Origin of the sequence: Microvirgula aerodenitrificans DSM 15089 (assembly GCF_000620105.1) — a bacterium.
GTDB lineage: Bacteria > Pseudomonadota > Gammaproteobacteria > Burkholderiales > Aquaspirillaceae > Microvirgula > Microvirgula aerodenitrificans.
This window is the reverse complement of record NZ_JHVK01000030.1, coordinates 1-21,457: the sequence shown is the minus strand read 5'-3', so window position 1 is coordinate 21,457 and position 21,457 is coordinate 1. Positions and strand designations below refer to the sequence as shown.

General features: G+C 66.6%; 22 protein-coding genes. 19 read left to right on the top strand and 3 right to left on the bottom strand.

Annotated features, from left to right (window positions below):
- Positions 1-57 precede the first annotated feature (57 nt).
- From Q352_RS0116565 to Q352_RS0116505, 13 genes are all read left to right on the top strand, one after another.
- Positions 58-684, top strand: a complete 627-nt coding sequence (locus tag Q352_RS0116565) for a hypothetical protein (protein WP_028500289.1) — start codon at positions 58-60, stop codon at positions 682-684.
- Positions 685-688: 4 nt separating this feature from the next.
- Positions 689-1,864, top strand: coding sequence for an efflux RND transporter periplasmic adaptor subunit (locus Q352_RS0116560; RefSeq protein ID WP_051529045.1), 1,176 nt, complete (start codon positions 689-691; stop codon positions 1,862-1,864).
- Positions 1,861-3,810 carry a MacB family efflux pump subunit gene (locus Q352_RS0116555; protein WP_028500287.1) on the top strand — a complete coding sequence of 650 codons (1,950 nt, stop codon included), beginning with the start codon at positions 1,861-1,863 and terminating at the stop codon, positions 3,808-3,810. Before Q352_RS0116560 ends, Q352_RS0116555 begins: the two co-directional genes overlap by 4 nt.
- Before the next feature lie 5 nt (positions 3,811-3,815).
- A complete protein-coding gene (locus Q352_RS0116550; protein ID WP_211249640.1) occupies positions 3,816-5,198 on the top strand; it encodes an efflux transporter outer membrane subunit in 1,383 nt (460 codons plus the stop codon).
- Positions 5,185-5,670: a transcriptional repressor gene (locus Q352_RS0116545; RefSeq protein WP_028500285.1), complete on the top strand. Its 486-nt coding sequence runs from the start codon at positions 5,185-5,187 to the stop codon at positions 5,668-5,670. Before Q352_RS0116550 ends, Q352_RS0116545 begins: the two co-directional genes overlap by 14 nt.
- Positions 5,671-5,797: 127 nt before the next feature.
- The gene (locus tag Q352_RS0116540; protein ID WP_036386789.1) at positions 5,798-6,991 is read left to right on the top strand and encodes a PepSY-associated TM helix domain-containing protein; all 1,194 of its coding nucleotides are present in this window, start codon (positions 5,798-5,800) and stop codon (positions 6,989-6,991) included.
- Positions 6,988-7,524, top strand: coding sequence for a PA2404 family protein (locus Q352_RS0116535; protein ID WP_028500283.1), 537 nt, complete (start codon positions 6,988-6,990; stop codon positions 7,522-7,524). Before Q352_RS0116540 ends, Q352_RS0116535 begins: the two co-directional genes overlap by 4 nt.
- 23 nt (positions 7,525-7,547) lie before the next feature.
- A complete protein-coding gene (locus tag Q352_RS0116530) occupies positions 7,548-7,853 on the top strand; it encodes a hypothetical protein (protein ID WP_028500282.1) in 306 nt (101 codons plus the stop codon).
- Between the two features lie 2 nt (positions 7,854-7,855).
- Entirely contained in the window at positions 7,856-8,437 is a 582-nt protein-coding gene (locus Q352_RS0116525) for a DUF6162 family protein (protein ID WP_028500281.1), read from the top strand.
- A gap of 29 nt (positions 8,438-8,466) precedes the next feature.
- Entirely contained in the window at positions 8,467-9,411 is a 945-nt protein-coding gene (locus Q352_RS0116520) for a metal ABC transporter solute-binding protein, Zn/Mn family (RefSeq protein ID WP_107889187.1), read from the top strand.
- A complete protein-coding gene (locus Q352_RS0116515; protein WP_028500279.1) occupies positions 9,408-10,139 on the top strand; it encodes a metal ABC transporter ATP-binding protein in 732 nt (243 codons plus the stop codon). Before Q352_RS0116520 ends, Q352_RS0116515 begins: the two co-directional genes overlap by 4 nt.
- Positions 10,136-11,038: a metal ABC transporter permease gene (locus tag Q352_RS0116510; protein WP_028500278.1), complete on the top strand. Its 903-nt coding sequence runs from the start codon at positions 10,136-10,138 to the stop codon at positions 11,036-11,038. The genes Q352_RS0116515 and Q352_RS0116510 overlap by 4 nt, the downstream gene beginning before the upstream one ends.
- Positions 11,035-11,922: a metal ABC transporter solute-binding protein, Zn/Mn family gene (locus Q352_RS0116505; protein ID WP_028500277.1), complete on the top strand. Its 888-nt coding sequence runs from the start codon at positions 11,035-11,037 to the stop codon at positions 11,920-11,922. The genes Q352_RS0116510 and Q352_RS0116505 overlap by 4 nt, the downstream gene beginning before the upstream one ends.
- Before the next feature lie 13 nt (positions 11,923-11,935).
- Here Q352_RS0116505 and Q352_RS21680 read toward each other — a convergent pair whose 3' ends face one another.
- Positions 11,936-13,519 (bottom strand): phosphoethanolamine transferase, encoded by a 1,584-nt coding sequence (locus Q352_RS21680; protein WP_505758078.1) that lies wholly within the window; start codon positions 13,517-13,519, stop codon positions 11,936-11,938.
- A 239-nt stretch (positions 13,520-13,758) separates the two neighbouring features.
- Here Q352_RS21680 and Q352_RS0116495 point away from each other — a divergent pair, with 239 nt between their 5' ends.
- Together Q352_RS0116495 and Q352_RS0116490 are read left to right on the top strand one after the other, a co-directional pair.
- Positions 13,759-14,493, top strand: coding sequence for a pseudouridine synthase (locus Q352_RS0116495; protein WP_028500276.1), 735 nt, complete (start codon positions 13,759-13,761; stop codon positions 14,491-14,493).
- 59 nt (positions 14,494-14,552) lie between these two features.
- Positions 14,553-16,106 carry a sensor domain-containing diguanylate cyclase gene (locus Q352_RS0116490; RefSeq protein ID WP_028500275.1) on the top strand — a complete coding sequence of 518 codons (1,554 nt, stop codon included), beginning with the start codon at positions 14,553-14,555 and terminating at the stop codon, positions 16,104-16,106.
- On the opposite strand, the gene Q352_RS0116485 is transcribed toward Q352_RS0116490, so the two are convergent.
- Entirely contained in the window at positions 16,103-17,227 is a 1,125-nt protein-coding gene (locus Q352_RS0116485; RefSeq protein WP_028500274.1) for an SLC13 family permease, read from the bottom strand. The genes Q352_RS0116490 and Q352_RS0116485 overlap by 4 nt on opposite strands.
- Before the next feature lie 358 nt (positions 17,228-17,585).
- On the opposite strand from Q352_RS0116485, the gene Q352_RS0116480 reads away from it, so the two are divergent.
- The 4 genes from Q352_RS0116480 (at position 17,586) to Q352_RS0116470 (ending at position 20,700) form a co-directional block, all read left to right on the top strand.
- Positions 17,586-18,977 (top strand): NAD-dependent succinate-semialdehyde dehydrogenase, encoded by a 1,392-nt coding sequence (locus Q352_RS0116480; protein WP_028500273.1) that lies wholly within the window; start codon positions 17,586-17,588, stop codon positions 18,975-18,977.
- Between the two features lie 414 nt (positions 18,978-19,391).
- Complete coding sequence (locus tag Q352_RS21675; protein WP_211249639.1) at positions 19,392-19,964, top strand: AraC family ligand binding domain-containing protein; 573 nt, start codon at positions 19,392-19,394, stop codon at positions 19,962-19,964.
- Positions 19,951-20,253 carry a helix-turn-helix domain-containing protein gene (locus tag Q352_RS23935; protein ID WP_211249638.1) on the top strand — a complete coding sequence of 101 codons (303 nt, stop codon included), beginning with the start codon at positions 19,951-19,953 and terminating at the stop codon, positions 20,251-20,253. The genes Q352_RS21675 and Q352_RS23935 overlap by 14 nt, the downstream gene beginning before the upstream one ends.
- Positions 20,254-20,307: 54 nt before the next feature.
- Positions 20,308-20,700: a cupin domain-containing protein gene (locus Q352_RS0116470; protein WP_051529042.1), complete on the top strand. Its 393-nt coding sequence runs from the start codon at positions 20,308-20,310 to the stop codon at positions 20,698-20,700.
- A gap of 412 nt (positions 20,701-21,112) precedes the next feature.
- Here the strand turns inward: Q352_RS0116470 and Q352_RS0116465 are convergent.
- Positions 21,113-21,457, bottom strand: a 345-nt coding sequence (locus Q352_RS0116465) for an IS3 family transposase (RefSeq protein WP_028500271.1), incomplete at its 5' end; no start/stop codon positions are given.

The following is a 21,457-nucleotide window of genomic DNA, read 5'->3' as shown; positions in this document are numbered from 1 at the left end:
AGCGGCGGGACCGGCACGCTGCCGTTCCCGCCGCCGCATTTTGCAAGGAAATTCCCGATGCGTATTGCCTGCCAGGCACTGATTGCCGTAACCCTTGCCGCCGGCCTGTCGTTGCCGGCGCAGGCCGCCTATCTGTGGGCGGCGCGTACCGATGATGGCGCCGTTTCGCTGCGACTGGGCGAGCTGTCGTCCCCCCGGGCGGACGACGATGCCGGCACGCTGCTCGCGCCGCGCGCCTTCCTCGCCGACGGCAAGGCCCTGCCGCTGAGCCGTGCCGGCAGCGGTTTCGCCGTGGAGGCCGGGGCGTCCGGCGACGTGCGCGCCGAGGCGCGCCAGCTGGATGGCCAGGGCGGCCTGACGATCTACCACGCCAGGGCCGGCCGCAGCGAAACCCGTGCCGTCAGCGATCTGGAACTGGTGCCGACCCGGCCGGACGGCAATACCTTCCGCCTGTTCTGGAAGGGCAAGCCGGTGGCGGCCGACCGGGTCAATGTGCAGACCTCGGCACAGTGGAACCGCTCATTGCAGGCGGCGAAGGATGGCAGCGTCACGCTGGATACGCCGTTCCCCGGTCGCTACCTGCTGGAAGTCTCGGTCAGGGTGAACGGCGCGGTGACGGTCGATGGCAAGCGCTACGAAGCGGTGCGGCATACCGCCACCACCTCGTTCGAGGTCGGGAAGTAGATCGATGGCGAGATGGGCAATACCCGGGCGGCGCCGTGCGCTGCTGTGTGTCCTCGGCCTGCTGCTGGCCAGTGCGGCTGCCTGGGCGGCATTCGGTCGCGCCGCACCGCGCTGGGACACCGTGCAGCTGGCGCGGGGGGATGTCGAGGACAATGTGACCGCGCTGGGCACCCTGCAGCCGCGCCGGTATGTGGATGTCGGCGCGCAGGTGTCCGGGCAGATCCGCCGTATCGCGGTGCAGCCGGGCGACCGGGTCGGACAGGGCGCCGCGCTGGTCGATATCGACCCGAGCGTGCAGCAGGCCGAAGTCGATGCCGGCCGTGCCGCACTGGCCAGCCTGCGTGCGCAACTGGCCGACCAGCAGGCGCAGTTCGATCTGGCCGCGCAGCAGCATGCGCGCCAGCAGCAACTCGCTGCCGGTGATGCCACCCGCGACGAGGACCGGCAGATCGCGCATGCGGCCTGGCGCTCGGCGCGGGCGCGGCTCGACCAGTTGCGCGCGCAGATCGACCAGACCCAGTCGACGCTGAAGGGCAATGAGGTGCGGCTCGGCTATACCCGCATCTTCGCGCCGATGGCCGGCACCGTGGTGTCGCTGGAAGCGCGTGAAGGGCAGACGCTGAATGCGACCTACCAGACCCCGAACCTGCTGCGCATCGCCGATCTCGGCACGATGACGGTGTGGACCGAGGTGTCCGAGGCCGATGTGCACCGGGTCAAGCCGGGCATGGCGGTGTATTTCACCACCCTCGGCATCGACGGCCGGCGCTGGCAGGGTACGGTGCGTCAGCTGTTGCCGGCACCGCCGGCCACGGCGGCGCAGAACGGCACGGCACCGGTCACGGCCGGCAGCAAGGTGGTGTCGTATACCGTGCTGTTTGATGTCGACAACCGCGACGGAGACCTGATGCCGCAGATGACGGCGCAGGTGTTTTTCGTTGCCGGCCGTGCGCGCAATGTCGTGCTGGCGCCGGTGGCAGCGCTGGAAGCCGTGGCCGGCAAGCCCGGTGTCTGGCGTGCCCGGGTGCTGGATGCGGACGACCGGGTGGTCGTGCGCGAAGTGCAGCTGGGGGTGCGTGACCGCTTCCGGGCCGAGGTTCGTTCCGGGCTGCAGGCCGGAGAGCGGCTGATCACCGGCGAGCGCGCCACGCCGGCCGGACCGCCGAGGTTCAGCCTGTGAGCACGCCGCTGATCGAACTCGACGCGATCCGCAAGGCCTATGGCGGCGGCGATGCACCGGAAGTGGAAGTGCTGCATGGCGTGTCGCTGACCATTCATGCCGGCGAGTTCGTTGCCATTGTCGGCAGCTCCGGTTCCGGCAAATCGACGCTGATGCACCTGCTTGGCTGCCTGGACCGGCCGACATCGGGACAGTACCGCTTCTGCGGCGTCGATGTGGCCGGGCTGGATGCCGACGAACTGGCGTGGCTGCGCCGCGAGGCATTCGGCTTCGTATTCCAGGGCTATCACCTGATCGCGACCGAAAGCGCGCGCGAGAATGTCGAAGTGCCGGCGATCTACGCCGGCATGCCGGCTGCCGAACGCGAGGCGCGGGCGACGGCGCTGCTGTCGCGACTCGGGCTGTCCGCCCGCCATGACTACCGGCCGAACCAGTTGTCCGGTGGCCAGCAGCAGCGGGTGTCGATTGCGCGGGCGCTGATGAACGGCGGCCGCATCATTCTGGCTGACGAACCGACCGGTGCCCTCGACAGCCAGAGCGGCATCGAGGTGATGGCGCTGCTCGACGAGCTGGCTGCGGCCGGTCATACCCTGATCCTGATTACTCACGACCGGGCGGTGGCGGCGCGCGCGCGCCGGGTGATCGAGGTCCGCGATGGCCGGGTGGTTGCCGATTCCGGCCCGGATGCCAGCCGGGCTGACGGCAGCGACAGTGGCTGGCTCGAACAGATGGCCGACGGCAGCCGCACCCGGGCGGCCACGCTGGCCGGCGACATGCGCGAAGCCTGCCGGGCGGCATGGCGGGTGATGTGGATCAACCGTTTCCGCACCGCACTGACCCTGCTCGGCATCGTGATCGGCGTGGCGTCGGTCATTGTCATGCTGGCGGTCGGTCAGGGCTCGAAACAGCGCGTGCTCGAACAGCTCTCGGCATTCGGCGCCAACAATATCTATCTCGGCCCGAATGGCGACAGCGCGCGCCAGAACGGTGGCCGGGTCACGCTGGAAGATGCGGCCGCCATCCGTACCGTACCGAATGTGGCGCTGGTGATGCCGTACCTCGAAGGGCAGGTGGTGATCCGCTACGGCAACCTCGACTACCGCGCCGAGGGCGGCGGCGTCAGCAGCGAGTTTCCGCAGGCGCTGAACTGGAAAACGGCGCGCGGCATGTTTTTCTCGGCCGAGGACGAACGGACCATGGCCAAGGTGGTGGTGATCGGCGAACGGGTGCGCGATGCGCTGTTCAAGGACGATGACCCGCTCGGGCGCCGGGTGCTGCTGGACAAGGTGCCGTTCCAGGTCATCGGCGTGCTGGCGTCCAAGGGCGCGCAGTCCGGCGACAGCGACGAGGACAACCGGGTGGTGCTGCCGTTTTCGACCGCCAGCAGCCGGCTGTACGGCAATCCGTATCCGTCGTGGCTGACCATTGGTCTGGCCGACGGCGCGAAGCTGCAGGAAACCGAGGCGGCCATCGACGCCCTGATGCTGGAGCGGCATCGCCAGCGCGATTTCCGCATGTTCAATGCCGCGTCGCGCATCGCGGCACAGGCGGCGACCAGTGACACGCTGTCGCTGCTGCTGGCGCTGATCGCTGCGGTGTCGCTGCTGGTCGGCGGCATCGGCGTGATGAACATCATGCTGATGACGGTGCGCGAGCGGACGCGCGAGATCGGCATCCGCATGGCGACCGGCGCGCGTCAGCGCGACATCCTGCGCCAGTTCCTGACCGAGGCGGTGCTGGTCTCGCTGGTCGGCGGACTGGCCGGGGTGCTGATCGGGCTGCTGGTCGGTGGCGTGCTGGTGCTGTTCGGCCTGCCGCTGATTTTCTCCGTCACCGCCATGGTCGGCGCCTTTGCCTGCGCGCTGCTGACCGGGCTGGTGTTCGGCTATATGCCCGCGCGGCAGGCGGCCCGGCTCGATCCTGTCGTCGCGCTGGCGGGGGAGTGAACACCATGATGATGGCAATCCGCCGTTTTTTTCTGCTGTCGCCGCTGTGTCTGCTGGCCGCCTGCGCGCTGCCGGTGACGAACACCGACGCCGGCCTGCCGATACCGGCGCACTGGCGGCAAGCCGCTGATGGCGAGACGGATGGCATCGATGCCGACTGGTGGCGCGGCTTTGGCAGCGCCGAACTGGACCGGCTGGTGGGGGACGCCCGGCGCGACAGTCACGATATCGCCGCTGCCGTGGCACGGCTGGCGCAGGCCAGCGCCCGGGCCAGGATGGCCGGTGCTGCGCTGGCGCCGGAACTCTCGCTGACGGCCGGCGCCTCGCGTACCGGTCGCCTCGGCGGGCAGGCTGACGAGGGCAGGGCATTCAACGCCGGGCTGTCGGCCAGTTACGAACTGGATTTCTGGGGTGGCAATCGTGCTGCCCGCGCCAGCGCGCTGGCCGGTGTGCAGGCGTCGCGTTTCGATCGCGATACGGTGCGGCTGACGGTCAGCGCCAGCGTGGCATCGGCCTATCTGCAGACGCTGGCGCTGCGCGAGCGGGCAGCGATCGCCCGCGCCGACCTGGCACGGGCCGAGCGGGTGCTGGCCACCGTGCGCGTGCGCGCCGGGGCCGGTGCCGAGACGCCGCTGGCGCTGGCGCAGCAGCGCGGGCTGGTGGCCAGCGCGCAGCAGCAGGTCGATGCCCTGGCGCAGCAGGCGCGCGATGCGCTGATTCTGCTGGCCAGCCTGGGCGGGCACCTGCCGGCCGGTTTCGATATCGAGGGTGAACGGCTGTCGGCGCTGGGCTGGCCGACGCTGGACGCCGGTCCGCCCTCGGCACTGCTGACCCGGCGTCCGGATCTGGCCCGCGCCGAAGCGCGACTGGCGGCGGCCGATGCCGACATCACCGTGGCGCGGGCCGCCATGCTGCCGGCGGTGCGGCTGACGGCCGGCATCGGCTCGAACAGCGACCGGGCCGGCCGCTGGCTGGACAACCCGGTCTACAGCCTGGCCGGGGCGTTGACCGCGCCGATCTTCAATGCCGGCCGGCTGGCGGCGCAGCGCGATCAGGCCGACGCGCGCCGGGCCGAACTGCTGGCCGATTATCGCCAGGCCATCATCGCCGCTTTCCGCGATACCGAACAGGCGCTGAACACGATTGACGGACTGGAGCGTCAGTTGCGCTCGGCCGATGAGGCGCACGAGCAGGCTCAACGTGCGCTGACCCTGGCCGAGCGACGCTATCGAGCCGGCGCAGACACGCTGCTGACCGTACTGGATACGCAACGCACGCTGTTCGCCGCCGAGGACGAGCGGCTGACGCTGCGCCTGCGGCGCCAGCAGGCGGCAGTGGAACTGTTCAAGGCCCTCGGTGGCGGCTGGAGGCGCGATGACACCCTTTGATGCCCTGGTGGCCGCCGGGCTGCGAGCCAGCGTATTTCGCCTGCGGGTGCTGGAGGTGTTCGCCCGCGAGCCGGCGCGCTACTTCGCTGTCGAGCAGATTGCCGCCGAACTGGTTGCCCATCAGGCGCGCCAGGTATCGCTGAGCACCCTGTATCGCCAGGTCAACGCGCTGCATCGCGGCGGGGTGCTGCTGGCCTGCCGGCTGGTGTCCGGCACCACGGTGTTCCGCTGGCTCGACGGCGCGCCGCCGGCCATGCGGCTGGTCTGCCGCCGTTGCGGCCGGATCGAAGAAACCGATGACCCGGCGCTGCACCGCTGCCTGACACGGCTGGTGGCCGGTATTGGCTGGCGGCGGTCGCTGTTGCCGCTGGACTGCCATGGTGTCTGCGCGTGTTGCCGGCCGCTGTTGCAAGGCGGACGCCGGCGCACGGCGAAAGTGCCTGTTCCGGATGGAGAAAATTCTTGCCGATAAAAAAAAATGATTCTCGTTATTGTTTGCTTCTGCTAGCCTTGCAGCCGCCGACGCAGAGCCCGGGCTGCTGCGTCCTCGTCCCGCCGGCCTGCATCGACGCGGGGGTGTCATGAAAAAAAAGAGCGACATGGTCCAAGTCCAAAAGAAATCGAATGCCAGGCTGTGGTTCCTGTTCCACAGCTGGCTGGCGCTGCCCATCTGGGCTTTCCTGTTCTTTGTCTGTCTGACCGGCACCATCGCCACGGTCAGCCAGGAAATCATCTGGGTCGCCAATCCGGATACGCGGGCGCGGCAGCCGGACGGTGATCCGCCGCTGCTCGGCTACGACGCGGTGCTGGCCGCCGTCAATCGCAACCGCCCTGATGCGGTGGTGCAGTCGATCGCGCGGCCGGTGAAGTCGCAGTTCGCGCTGACCGTGCGGGTGACCAATCCGGATGCGACCAGCGAAACGCTGTACGTGAACCCGTATACCGGCGGGATCCAGGGTTCGACCTCGGGCTTCGATTTCCGCCAGTTCATCCGTGCCATCCACGGCTGGCTGCTGATGCCGTTCAACGGCAGCTACAACCTCGGCTGGTATGCGGTGTCGGCGCTGGCGATTCCGCTGCTGGGCTCGCTGATTACCGGGCTGGTGGTCTACAAGCGTTTCTGGCGCGGCTTTCTCAAGCCCCGGCTGCGCTTCGACAAGGGCTCGCGCGTGTTCTGGGGCGACTTCCACCGTCTGGCCGGCATCTGGTCGATCCCGTTTATTGCCATCATCGCCGTCACCGGCCTGTGGTTCCTGATCCAGGCCGCGCTGGCCGATAACCACGTGTCGTTCTCGACGGCCGGCATTCCGGTGGTGGTGGCGCGCGAGGATGTGCCGCCGAGCCCGGACGGCCGCGCGCCGCAACGGCTGTCGCTCGACCAGGCCGCACAGATTGCCAGCAGGACCTTCCCCGACCTGACGCCGACCTTCGTCAGCCTGCCGGCCAATGCCTACGACCCCATCAGCGTCGGCGGTCGCGGCAACTATCCGCTGCTGTTCGAGGAGCTGAGCATCAACCCGTACAACGGTCGGGTCGAGTGGTCGCGCCGCGTGTCCGACCGCTCCGGACTGGAGCTGGTCACCGAATCGATGCGCCCGCTGCATACCGGTGACTTCGCCGGGCTGTGGCTGAAGCTGGTGTATTTCTTCTTCGGCCTGCTGCTGACCATGATGGTGTTCAGCGGCCTGCTGATCTGGACCAAACGCACGGCGCAGGCGACTGCCGCCGTGATCAGGCGGCCCCGGCCGGCGGCGGCATCGCCGGTTGCCGTGGCAGAAAGGAGCGCGCCATGAGCCGCAAGCCGCAACCCGCCTCGCGTGCCGGCCGTCTGTGGTTCCGCTGGCGTTTCCATCTCAGCGCGCTGCTGATCCTGATTCCGCTCGGCTATCTGCCGCAGTACTTCCACACCCTGGGGCTGATGAGTGGCGACAAGGGCCTGGGCGAGCGCGAGCTGGCCGAAAAGCAGGTCGGACCGTGGACGGTGCGGCTGGCCGAGTGGCAGGCGCGCGAACCGATCCGCGATGGCGAGGCCGGTTACATCAAGACCTTCACGCTGGCGCCGTGCGCCGGCTGCGGAGCCGGGATCAAGGCCGCCTATCTGCGTGTCGGCAAGCCGCGCAATCTGCGCACCGCCGGCGGGCTGTTCTCCGGTACGCCGTACCGGCAGATGGCCAATATCCCCATTCCCGAACGCAGTCGCGCCGATGCGGCGATCTGGCTGACGGTCGAGGGCTGGGACGGGGCGGTGCATCAGACCAGCTGGCCGCTGGCAGAGGCCTCGCCGGCGACGATGGCATGGCTGAAAAAACAGGGAGCAGGACAATGAAGGCAAATCGGTATGTAAAAGGAATGTCGGCCCTGCTGGCACTGGCCGGCCTGATGGCGGTCAGCCAGCACGCCAGCGCGCACAACCCGTTGTGCCAGTGTCGAAATATTGCCGCTGGCCAGGTCAGTTGCAAGGGCGGGTTTTCCGATGGCAGCGGCGCGCCCGGCGTGACGCTGGACGTGGTCGGCTACAACGAGAAAACCCTGGTCAAGGGCAAGCTCGGCGCCAATTCGACACTGGTATTCAAGCGCCCGGCCGGCGAGTTCTACGTGGTGTTCGATGCCGGTCCCGGCCATGTGGTCGAAGTCGATCACACGGATATCAAATAGCGATGGCGACCCGGATTGTGGTGCGCCCGGCCGGTGCCGGGCATGAAACCCTGTGGGTGGCGCTGTGGGCCGCGCTGATTCTCGTCGTGGCGGCGACCGTGGTCGTGCTGCGCGCGGATCGCGCCGGCGAGCAGGCGCTGCCCGCCCACCAGATCGATGCCCGGCGCGACCTGACCGCGGCCGAGCAGGGGGTGTACGCCGACCTGCTGATTGCCGCCGACGAGATCCCGCTGCTCGACCAAGGCAAGCCGGCGGTGGCGGCGCTGGCCGATGCCGGCCTGCCGCCGTTCGCCACCGATGTCAGCAGCGCGAAGCGTGGCGGCCATGTGTGGTCGCGATTGCAGGACGGCACCCGGCTGGCCTTTGCCGGTGTCAGCGCCGATGCCGGGGTCGCCGGCTCGATGCTGCTGCGTATCGCGGCTGCCGATGACGGCCACGGTCATGCCGCTGCCGCCGATGTATGGCTGCGCCGCAGCCTGAAGGCGCTGCCGGCACGGCTTGATGATGCCAGCCTGGCCGAGGCCGGCTGGCTGCAGGTCGTTGCCCGCTTCGATGCGGGCGTCACGCGTCAGTCGCAGGACTGACAAGCCCATCCCGAACTGAAGAATCTGCCATGTCACCCGTATTCTCTTTGCCGTCCCTGACTTTTCGCCCTGTCTGGCGCGCCGTGCTGGCCTGCGTCGCGCTGGCCTGCCTGCTGGCACAACCGGTCTGGGCGCAGGACAAGCGCCTGCGCATCGGCGTGACCCTGCATCCGTACTATAGCTATGTAGCGAATATCGTCGGCGACAAGGCCGACGTGGTGCCGATCATCCCGGCCGGCTTCAACCCGCATGCATACGAGCCGCGCGCCGACGACATCAAGCGCGTCGGCACCCTCGACGTCATGGTGGTCAATGGCGTCGGCCATGACGATTTTGCCGAGCGCATGATCGCCGCCAGCGAAAAACCGAAACTGCCGGTGATCGAGGCCAATGCCCAGGTGCCGCTGCTGGCCGCGACCGGCATGGCCGCACGCGGTTCCGGCAAGGTGGTCAATCCGCACACCTTCCTGTCGATTACCGCGTCGATTGCCCAGGTCAACACCATTGCCCGCGAGCTCGGCAAGTACGATCCGGCCAATGCCGCCGTCTATGTCGCCAATGCCCGCCGTTATGCGCAGAAGCTGCGCAAGCTGCGCGCCGATGCGATGGCCAAGCTGGCCCGGGCACCGGGCGCCGATTTCAAGGTCGCCACCATCCATGGTGCCTACGATTACCTGCTGCGCGAGTTCGGCCTCGAAGTGACCGCCGTGGTCGAGCCGGCGCACGGCATCGAGCCGAGTCCCAGCCAGTTGAAGGGCACTATCGACCAGTTGAAGCGGCTGCACGTGAAGGTGATCTTCTCCGAACTGAACTTCCCGTCCGCCTACGTCGACACCATCCGGCGTGAAACCGGCGTACGCCTCTACGCGCTGTCGCATATCTCGTACGGCGCCTACAGCGCTGCCAAGTACGAGCAGGAAATGGCCAAGAACCTGGCCACCGTGGTGCAGGCGATCCAGGAGTCCGGCCAGTGAGCGGCCCGGCCCTGTGCTTCGAGCAGGTCGGCCTGACGCTGGGCCGCACTGACATCCTGTGCGAGGTGTCGCTGCGGGTGGCCGCCGGCAGTGTCCACGCGCTGGTCGGTCCGAACGGTGGCGGCAAGAGCTCGCTGGTCAAGACCCTGCTCGGCCAGACGCCGCATCGCGGCACGCTGACGCTGGAGTGGCCCGGTGAGCAGGCCGGCGTCATTGCCTATGTGCCGCAGGCGCTGGAGTTCGATCGCGCACTGCCGATGACGGTCGACGATTTCATGGCCGCGATGTGCCAGCGCCGGCCGGTGTTCTTCGGTCTGTCGCCGCACCGGGCCGATGCCATTGCCGAGGCGCTGGGGCGGGTCGGCCTGCTCGACAAGCGCCGCCGGCGCATGGGCGCGCTGTCCGGCGGCGAACGTCAGCGCGTGCTGCTGGCGCAAAGCCTGATTCCGGCGCCGGGGCTGGTGGTGCTCGATGAGCCGATGTCGGCGCTGGACGAAGCCGGCGCGGCCATCTTCGAGCGCCTGCTGGCCGGCTGGCGCGAGGCCGGCGTGACCGTGCTGTGGATCGAGCACGATCTGTCGGCGGTTGGCCGGCTGGCCGACCATGTGACCGGCCTGAACCGGCGCGTGCTGTTCGACGGCCCGCCGGCGCCGACGCTGACGCCGGAGCGGCTGATGGCGCTGTTCTCGACCCGGCCGGCGGCGGCCGGGCTGGAGGTTGCCGCATGACCCTGTTCGAAAGTTTTCGCCTCGCCGTGCAGGGCTGGGCTGCCAGCGGCTGGCTGCCGGCCTCGCTCGGCTACGGCTTCGTCATCAATGCGGTGCTGGCCGGGCTGGTGATCGGGCCGGTGCTCGGCGGGCTTGGCACGCTGGTGGTGGTCAAGCGCTTCGCGTTCTTCTCCGAAGCGGTCGGTCATGCGGCGCTGACCGGCGTGGCGATCGGCATCCTGCTCGGCGAGCCGTACACCGGTCCGTATGGCGGGCTGTTTGGCTACTGCCTGCTGTTCGGCGTCGGCCTGAACTATCTGCGCAACCGCACCGGCCTGTCGCCGGACACGCTGATCAGCGTGTTCCTGTCGGTGTCGCTGGCACTTGGCGCCAGCCTGCTGCTGATCCTGTCCGGCCGCATCAACGTCCACATCCTGGAAAACGTGCTGTTCGGCTCGGTGCTGACGGTCAATGGCCAGGATCTGCTGGTGCTGGCCGTGGTGGCGGCGCTGGTACTGGGGCTGACGCTGCCGAACTACAACCGCCTGATGCTGGCCAGCTTCAATCCGCAACTGGCCGGTGTGCGCGGCGTGCCGGTCAAGGCGCTCGACTACCTGTTCGTGGTGATGGTCACCCTGGTCACCGTGGCGGCAGTCAAGGTCATCGGTGCGATCCTGGTCGGTGCGCTGCTGATCATTCCCGCCGCTGCCGCGCGCTTGCTGAGCCAGTCGCTGAAGGGCTTTTTCGGTCTGTCGGTGCTGCTGGCGTCGATCAGTACCCTGGTCGGCATCCTGCTGCCGATCGAACTGGAACTGCCGGTGCCGTCGGGCGCCGCGATCATTCTCACGGCCGGTCTGCTGTTCGCACTGGCGGCCATCGCCCGTGGCGTGCTGCCGGGCCTGAAAGGAAATGCCGGATGAACAAACTGACTCTGACCTTGCTGGCCGGCCTGCTGGCCGGTGCCATGAATGCCGCGCTGGCCGGGCCGGTCGTGCTGGCCGCACATCCGCTGACCCAGGCACTGACGGCGACACTGACCGCCGACACCGGAATCGAGGCCCGCCGCGTGGCGCCGGCATCGATCCCGCCGACCCGCCTGCTGTCGTACTTCTCCGGCCGGGGCGCTCCCGCGCTGCAGCAGGCGGCGACCGGGGCCGATGCGGTGGTCGCCCTGCGGTCGATCTGGCCGGAAGATCCGCTGTACCCGCTGGCGCGGCGCAGCAATATCCGCATCGTCGAGATCGATGCCGCCCGCCCGGTCGACGGCGCCTTGCCCGGCATTGCGCTGCAGGGCGGCCCCCAGGCTGCGGCACTGGGGGCCTACCCGTGGCTGGATGTGATCAATCTCGGCCGCATGGCCGATATCGTGGCAGCCGACCTGGGTCGGCTGTCGCCGGACGACCGGGCGAAAATCGAGAGCAATCTGGCTGCTTTCCGCCGTCAGCTGGTGACGCTGGCGGCCGACACCGAGGCGCGACTGGCCGCGGTCAGCAATGTGTCGGTGCTGAGCCTGTCCGACCGGCTCGATTATCTGATATCCGGTTTCAACCTCGATCTGGTCGGGACCGAGCTGAAGGAGGAGGAGGCGTGGACGACGCAGGCGCTGGGTGCGCTGAGCCAGCGACTGAAGTCGCAGTCGGTGGCACTGGTGGTGCATCACCAGCAGCCATCCGAAGAGCTGGCCCGCGCCATTGCCGCCGGCGGCGCCCGGCTGGTGGTGCTGGATACCACTGGCGCCGATCCGCTGGGCGAACTGGAGCGCAATGCTACCCGGCTGACCCGCGCCCTTGGTGCCCGCCGGTAAGAGGACTGCGCGCTCAGTCCGGCCGCTCGCGCAGACGGGCATAAGGCATGCTGTCCCGGCTGGCGGTCACGACATGGACATTGTCGTCACGCCGGTAGCAGCGGGCCAGCGGGGAGCGGCAGCTGGTCCGGCCGGTGTCGACGCCGAGCCAGTCCTGGATCAGCTCGAAATTGTCGGCGGTCGAATACGGTCCGGTAACCCGTCCGCTGCGGCGGCTGGTGGCCGCGACCTGCCGGCTGTACCAGATGAACTGCGGGACATCGAAAGCCTGCCGGCTGGGCAGGCCGCCACCGTGGACATAGACCGGATGCCGCTGCGGCTGCCGTTCCAGCCCGTGGTCGGAGAAATACAGCAGCGACGCTTTCTGCCGGTCGAGCGGCGGGAAGATCTGCCCGAGCAGGGCATCGGTGTAGCGGATCGAGTTGTCGTAGCAGTCGTCGGCCGGCTCGCCGCCGGTGAATACCGTGGCGTGGGGCGGGAAGCGGGCGCAGGCCGGCGGGTGGCTGCCGTTCAGGTGCAGCACGATCAGTTTTCTGCCGGGCGTGGTGAGCGCCTCGCGCAATGGCGCCAGCAATGCCCCGTCATGGGCGCCATGGACCCAGTGCTGCTGTCCGGCGCTCAGCGCGATGCCGCTGATGCTGCTGGCCCACAGGCCAAAGGCTTCCTGTTTTGAATACCAGAAGGTGCGGAACCCGGCCTGGTTGGCGATATGGATCACATTGTCGGCATACAGCAGTGGATCGTGGCGTGCCGGGTGGCTGGCACTGAGCGCCAGCGGCACGGCCAGATTGGTCAGCGGCGCGCCGGCGATGGCCTGGTCGAACACCAGCATGGCATCCTGCCGCCGCCGGGCGTTCGGGGTGGTATCCCGCCGGTAGCCGTACAGGCTGTGATGGCTTTTCCGGGCCGATTCGCCGATGACCAGTACATAGGTATCGATGCCGCTGTCGGTGACGGTCAGCCTGTGCCGGACCGGGTGGCGGGCGATGCGGTCGAACAGCGGCTGGTCATGCAGGGCGGCGGCGAAATGGCTGCCGTTGAACAGGGCGCTCTTGCGCAGCAAGTGAACGCTCGGCACCTTCCGGTCCGCCGGCGGATCGTCCATGCATGCCGCTTTCAGCCAGCTGTAGCCGGCATAGGTGACCAGCAGCGCTGTCGCCACGACCAGTGGCCGGCGCCCGCTGTGGCGGGACAGGGTGATGGCCGGCAGCAGAAACAGGGCGCAGCCGGCCGGCAGCGCCAGCAGATACGGCCAGTACAGCGTCAGCATTCCGAACGCTTCGCGCGGGTGGGTCAGGATGATGCTCATCGCCAGTCCGTCGTTGAACGGGTGACGGTAGCTGACATGGGCAAACAGCGACAGGGTCAGGTTGCTGGCCAGCAGCAGGCAGACGGTGACGGCAAGCGGCCGGAGCCAGCGCGTTCGCCAGCACAGTGCGGTCGTGCACAGCAGGAGCAGCCCGGAGAGCCAGACCTTGCTGATCCGGTCGCTGCTGTCGTGGTGGAGCAGGGGGAACAGGGCCGGCAGTGACGAGGCCAGAACGATGGCCATCCAGCCGGGCAGGGACGGGCGCCGCCTGTCCGTTGGCCTATGCATGGAACGGGCGGCGCGAAATGCCGCTACTTGCTGCCGTTCCTGGAATTTCATGAAGTATGTGGTTTTGTTTTATCATTGAATATCATGAAGTTATGGTTGTTTTTCCATGATATCCATCATGCTGCTTCTGGCTAAACCGGCGTTACGGGGCCGTCGGGGAAATACGACACCCGCTACAGACCCGGGCGGTGAAAACCGGGATAATCGCGCTCCCGCCGCCCGACCTTGAAGACCGCACCATGACCGATACCCTCCGCCTGTCCAAACGCATGACCGAACTGGGCCTGTGCTCGCGCCGCGAGGCCGACGAGTTCATCGAGATGGGGCTGGTCCGGGTCGATGGCGAGGTGGTCGACGTGCTGGGCAGCCGGGTTCGCCCCGACCAGCAGATCGAGCTGACCCGGCAGGCAATGGCGATGCAGGCCGACCGGGTGACCATCCTGCTGAACAAGCCGGTCGGCTATGCGGCCGGCCTGTCGGAAAACGGCGAGTGGCCGGCCTGGATGCTGATCAAGCCGGAAACCCGTTCTGCCAGTGACCACTCCGGCTACGCCTTCCTGAAAAAGCACCTGAACCAGCTGGCACCGGCCGGCAAGCTGGATGTGGATTCCTCGGGTCTGCTGGTCCTGACCCAGGATGGGCGCATTGCCCGCAAGCTGATTGCCGATGCTGCCGATTTCGAGCAGGAATACCTGGTCGGCCTGGATGGCGAGGTGTCCGAGACGGCACTGGCACGGCTGGCGGCCGGGGTGACGGTGGACGATGAACTGCTGAAGCTGGCCAGGGTCAGCCGCCAGAGCGACCGGCAGCTGCGCGTGCTGCTGCGCGACAGCCACAAGCGGCAGATCCGGCGCATGGCCGATGCGGTCGGTCTGAGGGTGACCGAAGTCCGCCGCATCCGCGTCGGCCGCATTGCGCTGGGTGACCTGGCGCAGGGGCAATGGCGCTATTTGCGGCCGGAAGAGCGGTTCTGATCTGGCGGCAGTACCGGCAAACCGCGCCACCGGCACCGTCATTACGTAATAATGACGTCATGATAAAAATAAACCTCCGCCGCCTGATCCTGCTGCTGACTGTCAGCACGGCCCTGCTGACGCTGACCTATACCTTCTACGCCAGCTACCGTACCCAGCGCAGCCTGCTGATGGAACAGGCGATGGAAACCAACCGTGCCTACGCGATCAAGCTGGCCAGCAGCACCGACCATTTTCTGGCCGATGCGCAGCGGCAACTGGCCTACAGCGCCAGGCTGCTGACGCCGCTGATGGACCAGCCGGCGCAACTGGTGGCCGAGGCCGACCGTCTGCAGCAGCAGAACGGCAGCTTCAATTCGGTCTTTATCATCCGTGCCGACGGCACGGCACTGGCGGCCGCGCCGCGCCGGCCCGCGCTGACCGGCGTGATCATCGACAGCCCGGGGATCCGCGCCGCGCTGAAGCGGCGCCAGCCAATGATTTCCGAACCGTATATCGGGGCATCCGGTTACCTGCTGATCTTTATTTCCCAGCCGGTCTACACGGCGGACGGTCAATATCTGGGCTATGTCGGCGGCGCGATCTATCTGCAGGAAAAGAACGTCCTGCATTCGCTGCTGGGAGAGAACTATTACCGTGACGGTTCCTACCTGTATGTGGTCGACCAGCAGCGGCGGCTGATCTATCACCGGGACCCGAAACGGGTCGGGCAGGTCGTGGCCGACAATCCGGCCATCGAGGCGGTCATTGCCGGCCAGACCGGCAATCTGCAACTGGTCAACTCGCAGGGAACCGACATGCTGACCGGATATGCGCCGCTGCGCCGCACCGGCTGGGGCATCGTCGCCCAGCGGCCGACGGCCGCGACGCTGCAGGGACTGGATGGCCTGATGCTGGATGTCCTGCGCCACACCTTCCCGTTCTTCCTGCTGTCGGTACTGGGCGCCTGGTGGATGTCGCGGGTGATTGCGCAGCCACTGTCGCGGCTGGCCAATACCGCCCAGGACTGGGATTCGCCCCATGCCCCGGAACAGATCCGTCGGGTGCGTTCATGGTATGTCGAGGCCGAGCAGCTGAAGCGGGCGATGCTGGCCGGCCTGGCGAAGATCCATCAGAAACTCGGGCGGCTCAATCAGGAGAACATTACCGATACCCTGACCGGGCTGGTCAACCGGCGCGGGATGCAGGCGGCGCTGGCGCAATGGCAGGCCGAGGCGCGGCCGTTTGCCGTCATCGCCCTGGATGTCGATCACTTCAAGCAGGTCAATGACCAGTTCGGCCACGATACCGGCGACCGGGTGCTGCAATACCTGGCACGGCAGATGCGCAATGGCTCGCGCAGCAACGATTTGCTGTGCCGGCTCGGTGGCGAGGAATTCTGCATGCTGCTGCCCGACTGCAGCCAGGAAACGGCGATCGGGGTTGCCGAGCGCTTGCGCACGCGGATTGCCGCAACCGACAGCCCGACCGGAACGCCGATCACCCTGTCGGCCGGCGTGTCCCACTGGCCGGCGGGCGGGGCTGCCGTGGAAACGGTGCTGAAGCAGGCCGACAAGGCGCTGTACAAGGCCAAGCACAATGGCCGCAACCGGGTCGAGGCGGCGCTGTCCTAGAGCAGCACGGCGACCGAGGCGGCGCAGACCAGCAGGAAGGGAAGGCTGATGCAGTGGAAGTCGCGCAAGCCGTGCGGCACCCGGGCCAGACGCAGCGCGATCAGATTGGCGAGCGAGCCCAGCACGCAGCCGAAGCCGCCGACATTCACCCCGATGGCCAGCGCGGTCAGGTCAGTGACATGCCGGTCCAGCAGCAGGGTGGCAGGGACATTGCTGATCAGCTGCGAGGTGGCGATGGCGGCCAGATACGCGCGCCAGCCGTCGGCGATCGACCACTGACGAAGTACCGTGGTAATGGCAGGAAGATCGGCGATCTGCCGCAGGTCGACGAACATCAGCACGAACACCGCCAGCAGCCCCCAGTCGATGCCGCGCAGCACGCGCGGATGAGCAAACAGGTAGACGCCGAAGACCACCGCCAGCCCCGCCGGCAGCCAGTTCCGGTCGAGCGCGATGACAAAGCCGATGAACAGCAGCACCGACAGGCCGAGCAGGCGCGGCGCGACCGGTGCGGTGCTGACCGCCGGTTTGAGGGTGATGGGCGTGCGCGGCAGCAGCAGCCAGCAGGCGACAAATACCCAGAACAGCATGATCGCGGCGGCCGGCGCCATCATGCCGATAAAGCCGAAGAAACTCTCGCCGGAACGGTGCCACAGATACAGGTTTTGCGGATTGCCGATCGGGGTCAGCGCCGAACCGGCATTGACTGCCAGCGCTTCGAGCACCACCAGTCGCGTCAGCGGCAGATGGGCCTGCGCCGCCAGCACCCGGGTCATCGGCACCAGCAGGAACAGGCTGACGTCGTTGGTGACCAGCGCGGACAGCAGGGCCGCCCCCCCGGTGAGCAGCAGACCCAGCGTGCGCAGATTCGTGATGCGCGACAGCAGGCGCTGGCCGACTGTCTGCAGGATGCCGCTGCGCTCGACGCCCTGGGTGATCGCCAGCAGTCCGGCCAGGGCGCCGATGGTGCGCCAGTCGACCAGCCTGATCCAGTCCATGGGCGCGCGCGGCTGCAGGATGGCAAGCACGACGGCCACGCCGGCCAGGCTCCACAGCAGACCATTACCGCCGCTGGCGCTGGCCGGGGACGAAAGAGGCGTGCCGGCGGAGGGTGGGCTCATGGGGTGACCGGATGGAGAGGGAGGCGGCGGATTCTAGCAAGCTTGTCGCCTGCGGGCGACGGGTGCTGCGTGAACGGGGTTTCATTCTGCATTTATTGTGTATTGCAGCATTTTTTGTGGGAATTTGCCGTGAATGTTTAATAACCCTACTGATAGTGCGTGAATGGCATGCTGATTTACAAATGCAATGGCGTCCGCATTGTGGGGCCGTGAAACACTGGGTACTATGTATTGACTCGAATCAACTGGCTCTCTTCGGCGATAGCCAGACGCCCTTGCCCTGGTCCATCTACCGCTCCACGACATCTCCGTCTGACGAAACGCCTTTACCCAGCAGATGTGAAAGGACGGTTCACCTATGGCGTATGCCACTCTCAATCCGTATACCGGCGAGCTCCTGAAGACGTTTCCGGACGCCACCGATGCGGAAGTTACCCAGGCGATCGATAACGCCCATGCAGCCTTCCTGAAGTGGAAAACCACCTCGTTTGCCCAGCGCGCCGCCATTCTGCGCCAGGCCGCGACGCTGCTCCGCAAGGGCAGCAAATCGTATGCCGAACTACTGACGATCGAGATGGGCAAGCTGTTTGCCGAAGCCCAGGCTGAAGTCGAGCTGTCGGCTCAGATCCTCGAATACTATGCCGACAACGCCGAAGCGCTGCTGGCCCCGGAAAAACTGCCGGTGGCCAAGGCCGCCGAAGGCGAAGCCATTCTGGTCCACGAACCGCTTGGCGTCTTGCTGGCCATCGAACCGTGGAACTTCCCGTACTACCAGATTGCCCGCATCATTGCGCCGCAGCTGTCGGCCGGTAATACCGTGCTGCTGAAGCATGCGTCCAATGTGCCGCAAAGTGCCGCCGCGTTCGAAAAACTGATGGCCGAAGCCGGGCTGCCGACTGGCGCCTTCAAAAACCTGTATGCGACGCGTTCGCAGATCGAAGCCATCCTCAACGACCCGCGCGTTCATGGCGTGGCGCTGACCGGCTCGGAAGGCGCCGGTGCCGTAGTGGCCGCCCAGGCGGCCAGGGCACTGAAAAAGTCCACGCTGGAACTCGGTGGCGCCGATGCCTTCGTGGTGCTGGCCGACGCCGAGCTGGACAAGACGGTCAAGTGGGCGGTCTTTGGTCGCCACTGGAACGGTGGCCAGGTCTGCGTGTCGTCCAAGCGCATGATCATTGTCGACGAGGTGTATGACGCGTTCCTCGAACGCTACACCGCCGGTGTGGCCGCCCTGCGCGCCGGCGACCCGTTCGCCGCCGACACCACGCTGGCTCCGCTGTCGTCGCAGGCCGCTGCCGACGAAGTGAAGGAAAAGATCCGCCAGGCCGTCGCCCATGGCGCGACCGCGACCGAAGTCGGCCCGAAAGTGCCGACCCGGGGCGCCTTCGTCCAGCCGACCATCCTGACCAATGTGTCGTCCGACAACCCGGCCTACTACTGGGAATTCTTCGGCCCGGTGTCGATGCTGTTCCGCGCCCGGGACGAGGATGACGCCGTGCGCATCGCCAACGACTCGCCGTTCGGCCTTGGTGGTTCGGTCTTTACCGCCAACACCCGCCATGGCGCCGAAGTGGCGGCGAAGATCTCGACCGGCATGGTGTTCGTCAACCATCCGACCATGGTCAAGGCCGACCTGCCGTTCGGTGGCATCCGCCGCTCCGGCTACGGCCGCGAGCTGATCGGTCTCGGCCTCAAGGAATTCGTCAACCACAAGCTGATCAATGTGGTGGATATCGACGCCGAGTTCTGATTCCCGCTAGTGAATGGCGACAGCCCATGGCACATGAGTGCCGTGGGCTTTTTTGTGGGTGGAGGCTTCTGGGCGGGTCGCATCCCGGGGTAGCATGGGGGCCCTCTTTCCCGTTGGCCAGGCGCCGCCGCCCCCGGCTGGCGATGCCCCGTTCGCCGCGGTCAGCTGTACCGCCGGACCGTTTTCCTCTTTAGATCTGTGCCAGAAGGAAAACCCGATGCCTGACTGCCCCCTCGCTACCCCCAATGTCTTCAGCCGCAACCGTGCCGCCCGGGACCTCCTGACCGAACCGCCGCGCGCAGGGTCGCAGGTGCCAAGCTGATGAGGGGTTTTCACGAGGCCCTGCCGCCGCTCCCGCGCGTCGTCATCGACCGGTTTCTTGCGACGTGGGCAGAGAAAGTACGGTAAGCGGAAATGGCACAGCGGATCACTATTGCGCTTCCGGGCCAGCACGACTGGGTGCAGCGGGCGTCTTCCGTGCGGGACGTGGAACGCATCGAAGCGTTCTTTGGTGGCCATGGCTACGACATGCACCGGCATGCAACCTATGCCATCGGCCGCACGCTGGCGGGTGTCCAGAGCTTCCACTATCGCCGCAGCATGACGCACAGCATGCCGGGGGGAACCCTCGTGCTGCATCCCGATGAGCCGCATGATGGTTCTGCCGGGACAGACGCCGGGTTTCGCTACCGGATGCTCTATATCGAACCGTCACTGATCCAGCGGGTGCTGGGCGGCCGGCCATTGCCGTTCATTGCCGGCGGGCTGTCCGCCGATCCACGGCTGCTGGCCGCTTCCGATGTGCTGCTCCGCTCCCTGGACGACCTCGCCCCCCTCGAGGAAGAGGATGCGATCTTCGATCTCGCGCAGGCGCTGGCTGCTGCAGCGGGGGCGCCGCGCGGGCGACAGGCTGTCGACTATCGTGCCAGCCGAACTGGCCCGAAGCTACCTGCTGGACCGTCTGGAATGCACGGTGACGCTGGATGAGCTGGAACTCGTCAGCGGGCGCGATCGCTGGCGGCTGTCGCGGGACTTCCGGGTGCTGTACGGCACCAGCCCGTACCGCTATCTGACCATGCGCCGGCTGGAACGGGTGCGCCGCCTTGTCGTGGCCGGCCAGTCGCTGGCGCAGGCCGCACTCTGGGCCGGTTTTACCGATCAGAGCCACATGACGAAACACTTCACCCGTGCGTATGGCCTGTCGCCGGGCCGCTGGCTGCGTGCCTTGCGGGGCCTGTCTGACCCGGCGCCGACCTTGCAGGATCGTACAAGATAAGGCCCGGCAATCCCGGCAGACTGGCATGCATCCGACCACCACAAGGAGTCCGTCATGCCGAGCCATTCCACCCCCCACCGTCCTGCCCCGCACGCGATCAACCTGGCGCAGAAGTTGAACCTGGTCACCGACCGCTGGCAGCCCCGCGTCATCGCCGAGATGAACGACTACCAGTTCAAGGTAGTCAGAATCGCCGGCGAATTCGTCTGGCACTCGCATGCGGAAACGGACGAGACGTTTATCGTGCTGGACGGCCAGTTGCGCATCAATTTTCGCGATGGCCATGTACTCGTCAACAGCGGGGAGATGTATGTCGTCCCCAAAGGGGTCGAGCACAAACCCCATGCCAGTGAGGAAGTGCAGATGCTGCTGATCGAGCCAAGGGGGGTCGCCAATACCGGAGACCAGGGCGGGGAGAGAACGGCGCCGAACGACGTCTGGATCTGAACGTCCGGCGATAGCGCAGGGCAACAAAAAACCCGCAAAGCCTTGTGCCATGCGGGTTTGGTGGATGTTGCCGGACTGCTGTGGACTTCAGTGTGGCGCCCCGACAGGAATCGAATCAATTATTTATCTTGTTGATTTATAATAAATTTTATTTTCCATATGGAAAATATAACAGCAAATATAACAGCAGAGTGAGTCTGTAGGGTATCAAGTGCTGTTATCTGGCAGTCCAGGCACGGTGTGATCGAGGGCACCACTGGTGCTGAGCTTCAGCATGGTACTGGACATGCAGTGTGCCGTCTTGTATGGATACAGGTGCGTTGCTTCAGTTCGCTTGGGCAGACTGACTGGACTGCCCCGGCTCCAGTAGGCATTCCTGGACTGTCCCGGGGTCAGTAGACAAATACCTGCCTCACGCCGAGGCCCGTTCGAAGGCCTCGGGACTGATGCCGCCCAGGTGACTATGGCGGCGGGTGCGGTTGTAAAAAGCTTCAATGTAGTCGAACACGTCTGAGCGGGCCAGATCGCGGGTTTTGTAGATCCGTTTGCGGATACGCTCCTTCTTCAGGCTGCTGAAGAACGACTCCGCCACCGCATTATCCCAGCAGTTGCCGCGACGGCTCATGCTGGGCTCCAGGTTATGGGACTGGCAAAAGCGGCGCCAATCGTCGCTGCCGTACTGAGAACCCTGATCCGAATGAACCAGGACACGGCCGGAGGGTTTGCGGCGCCACAGCGCCATCAACAAGGCATCGAG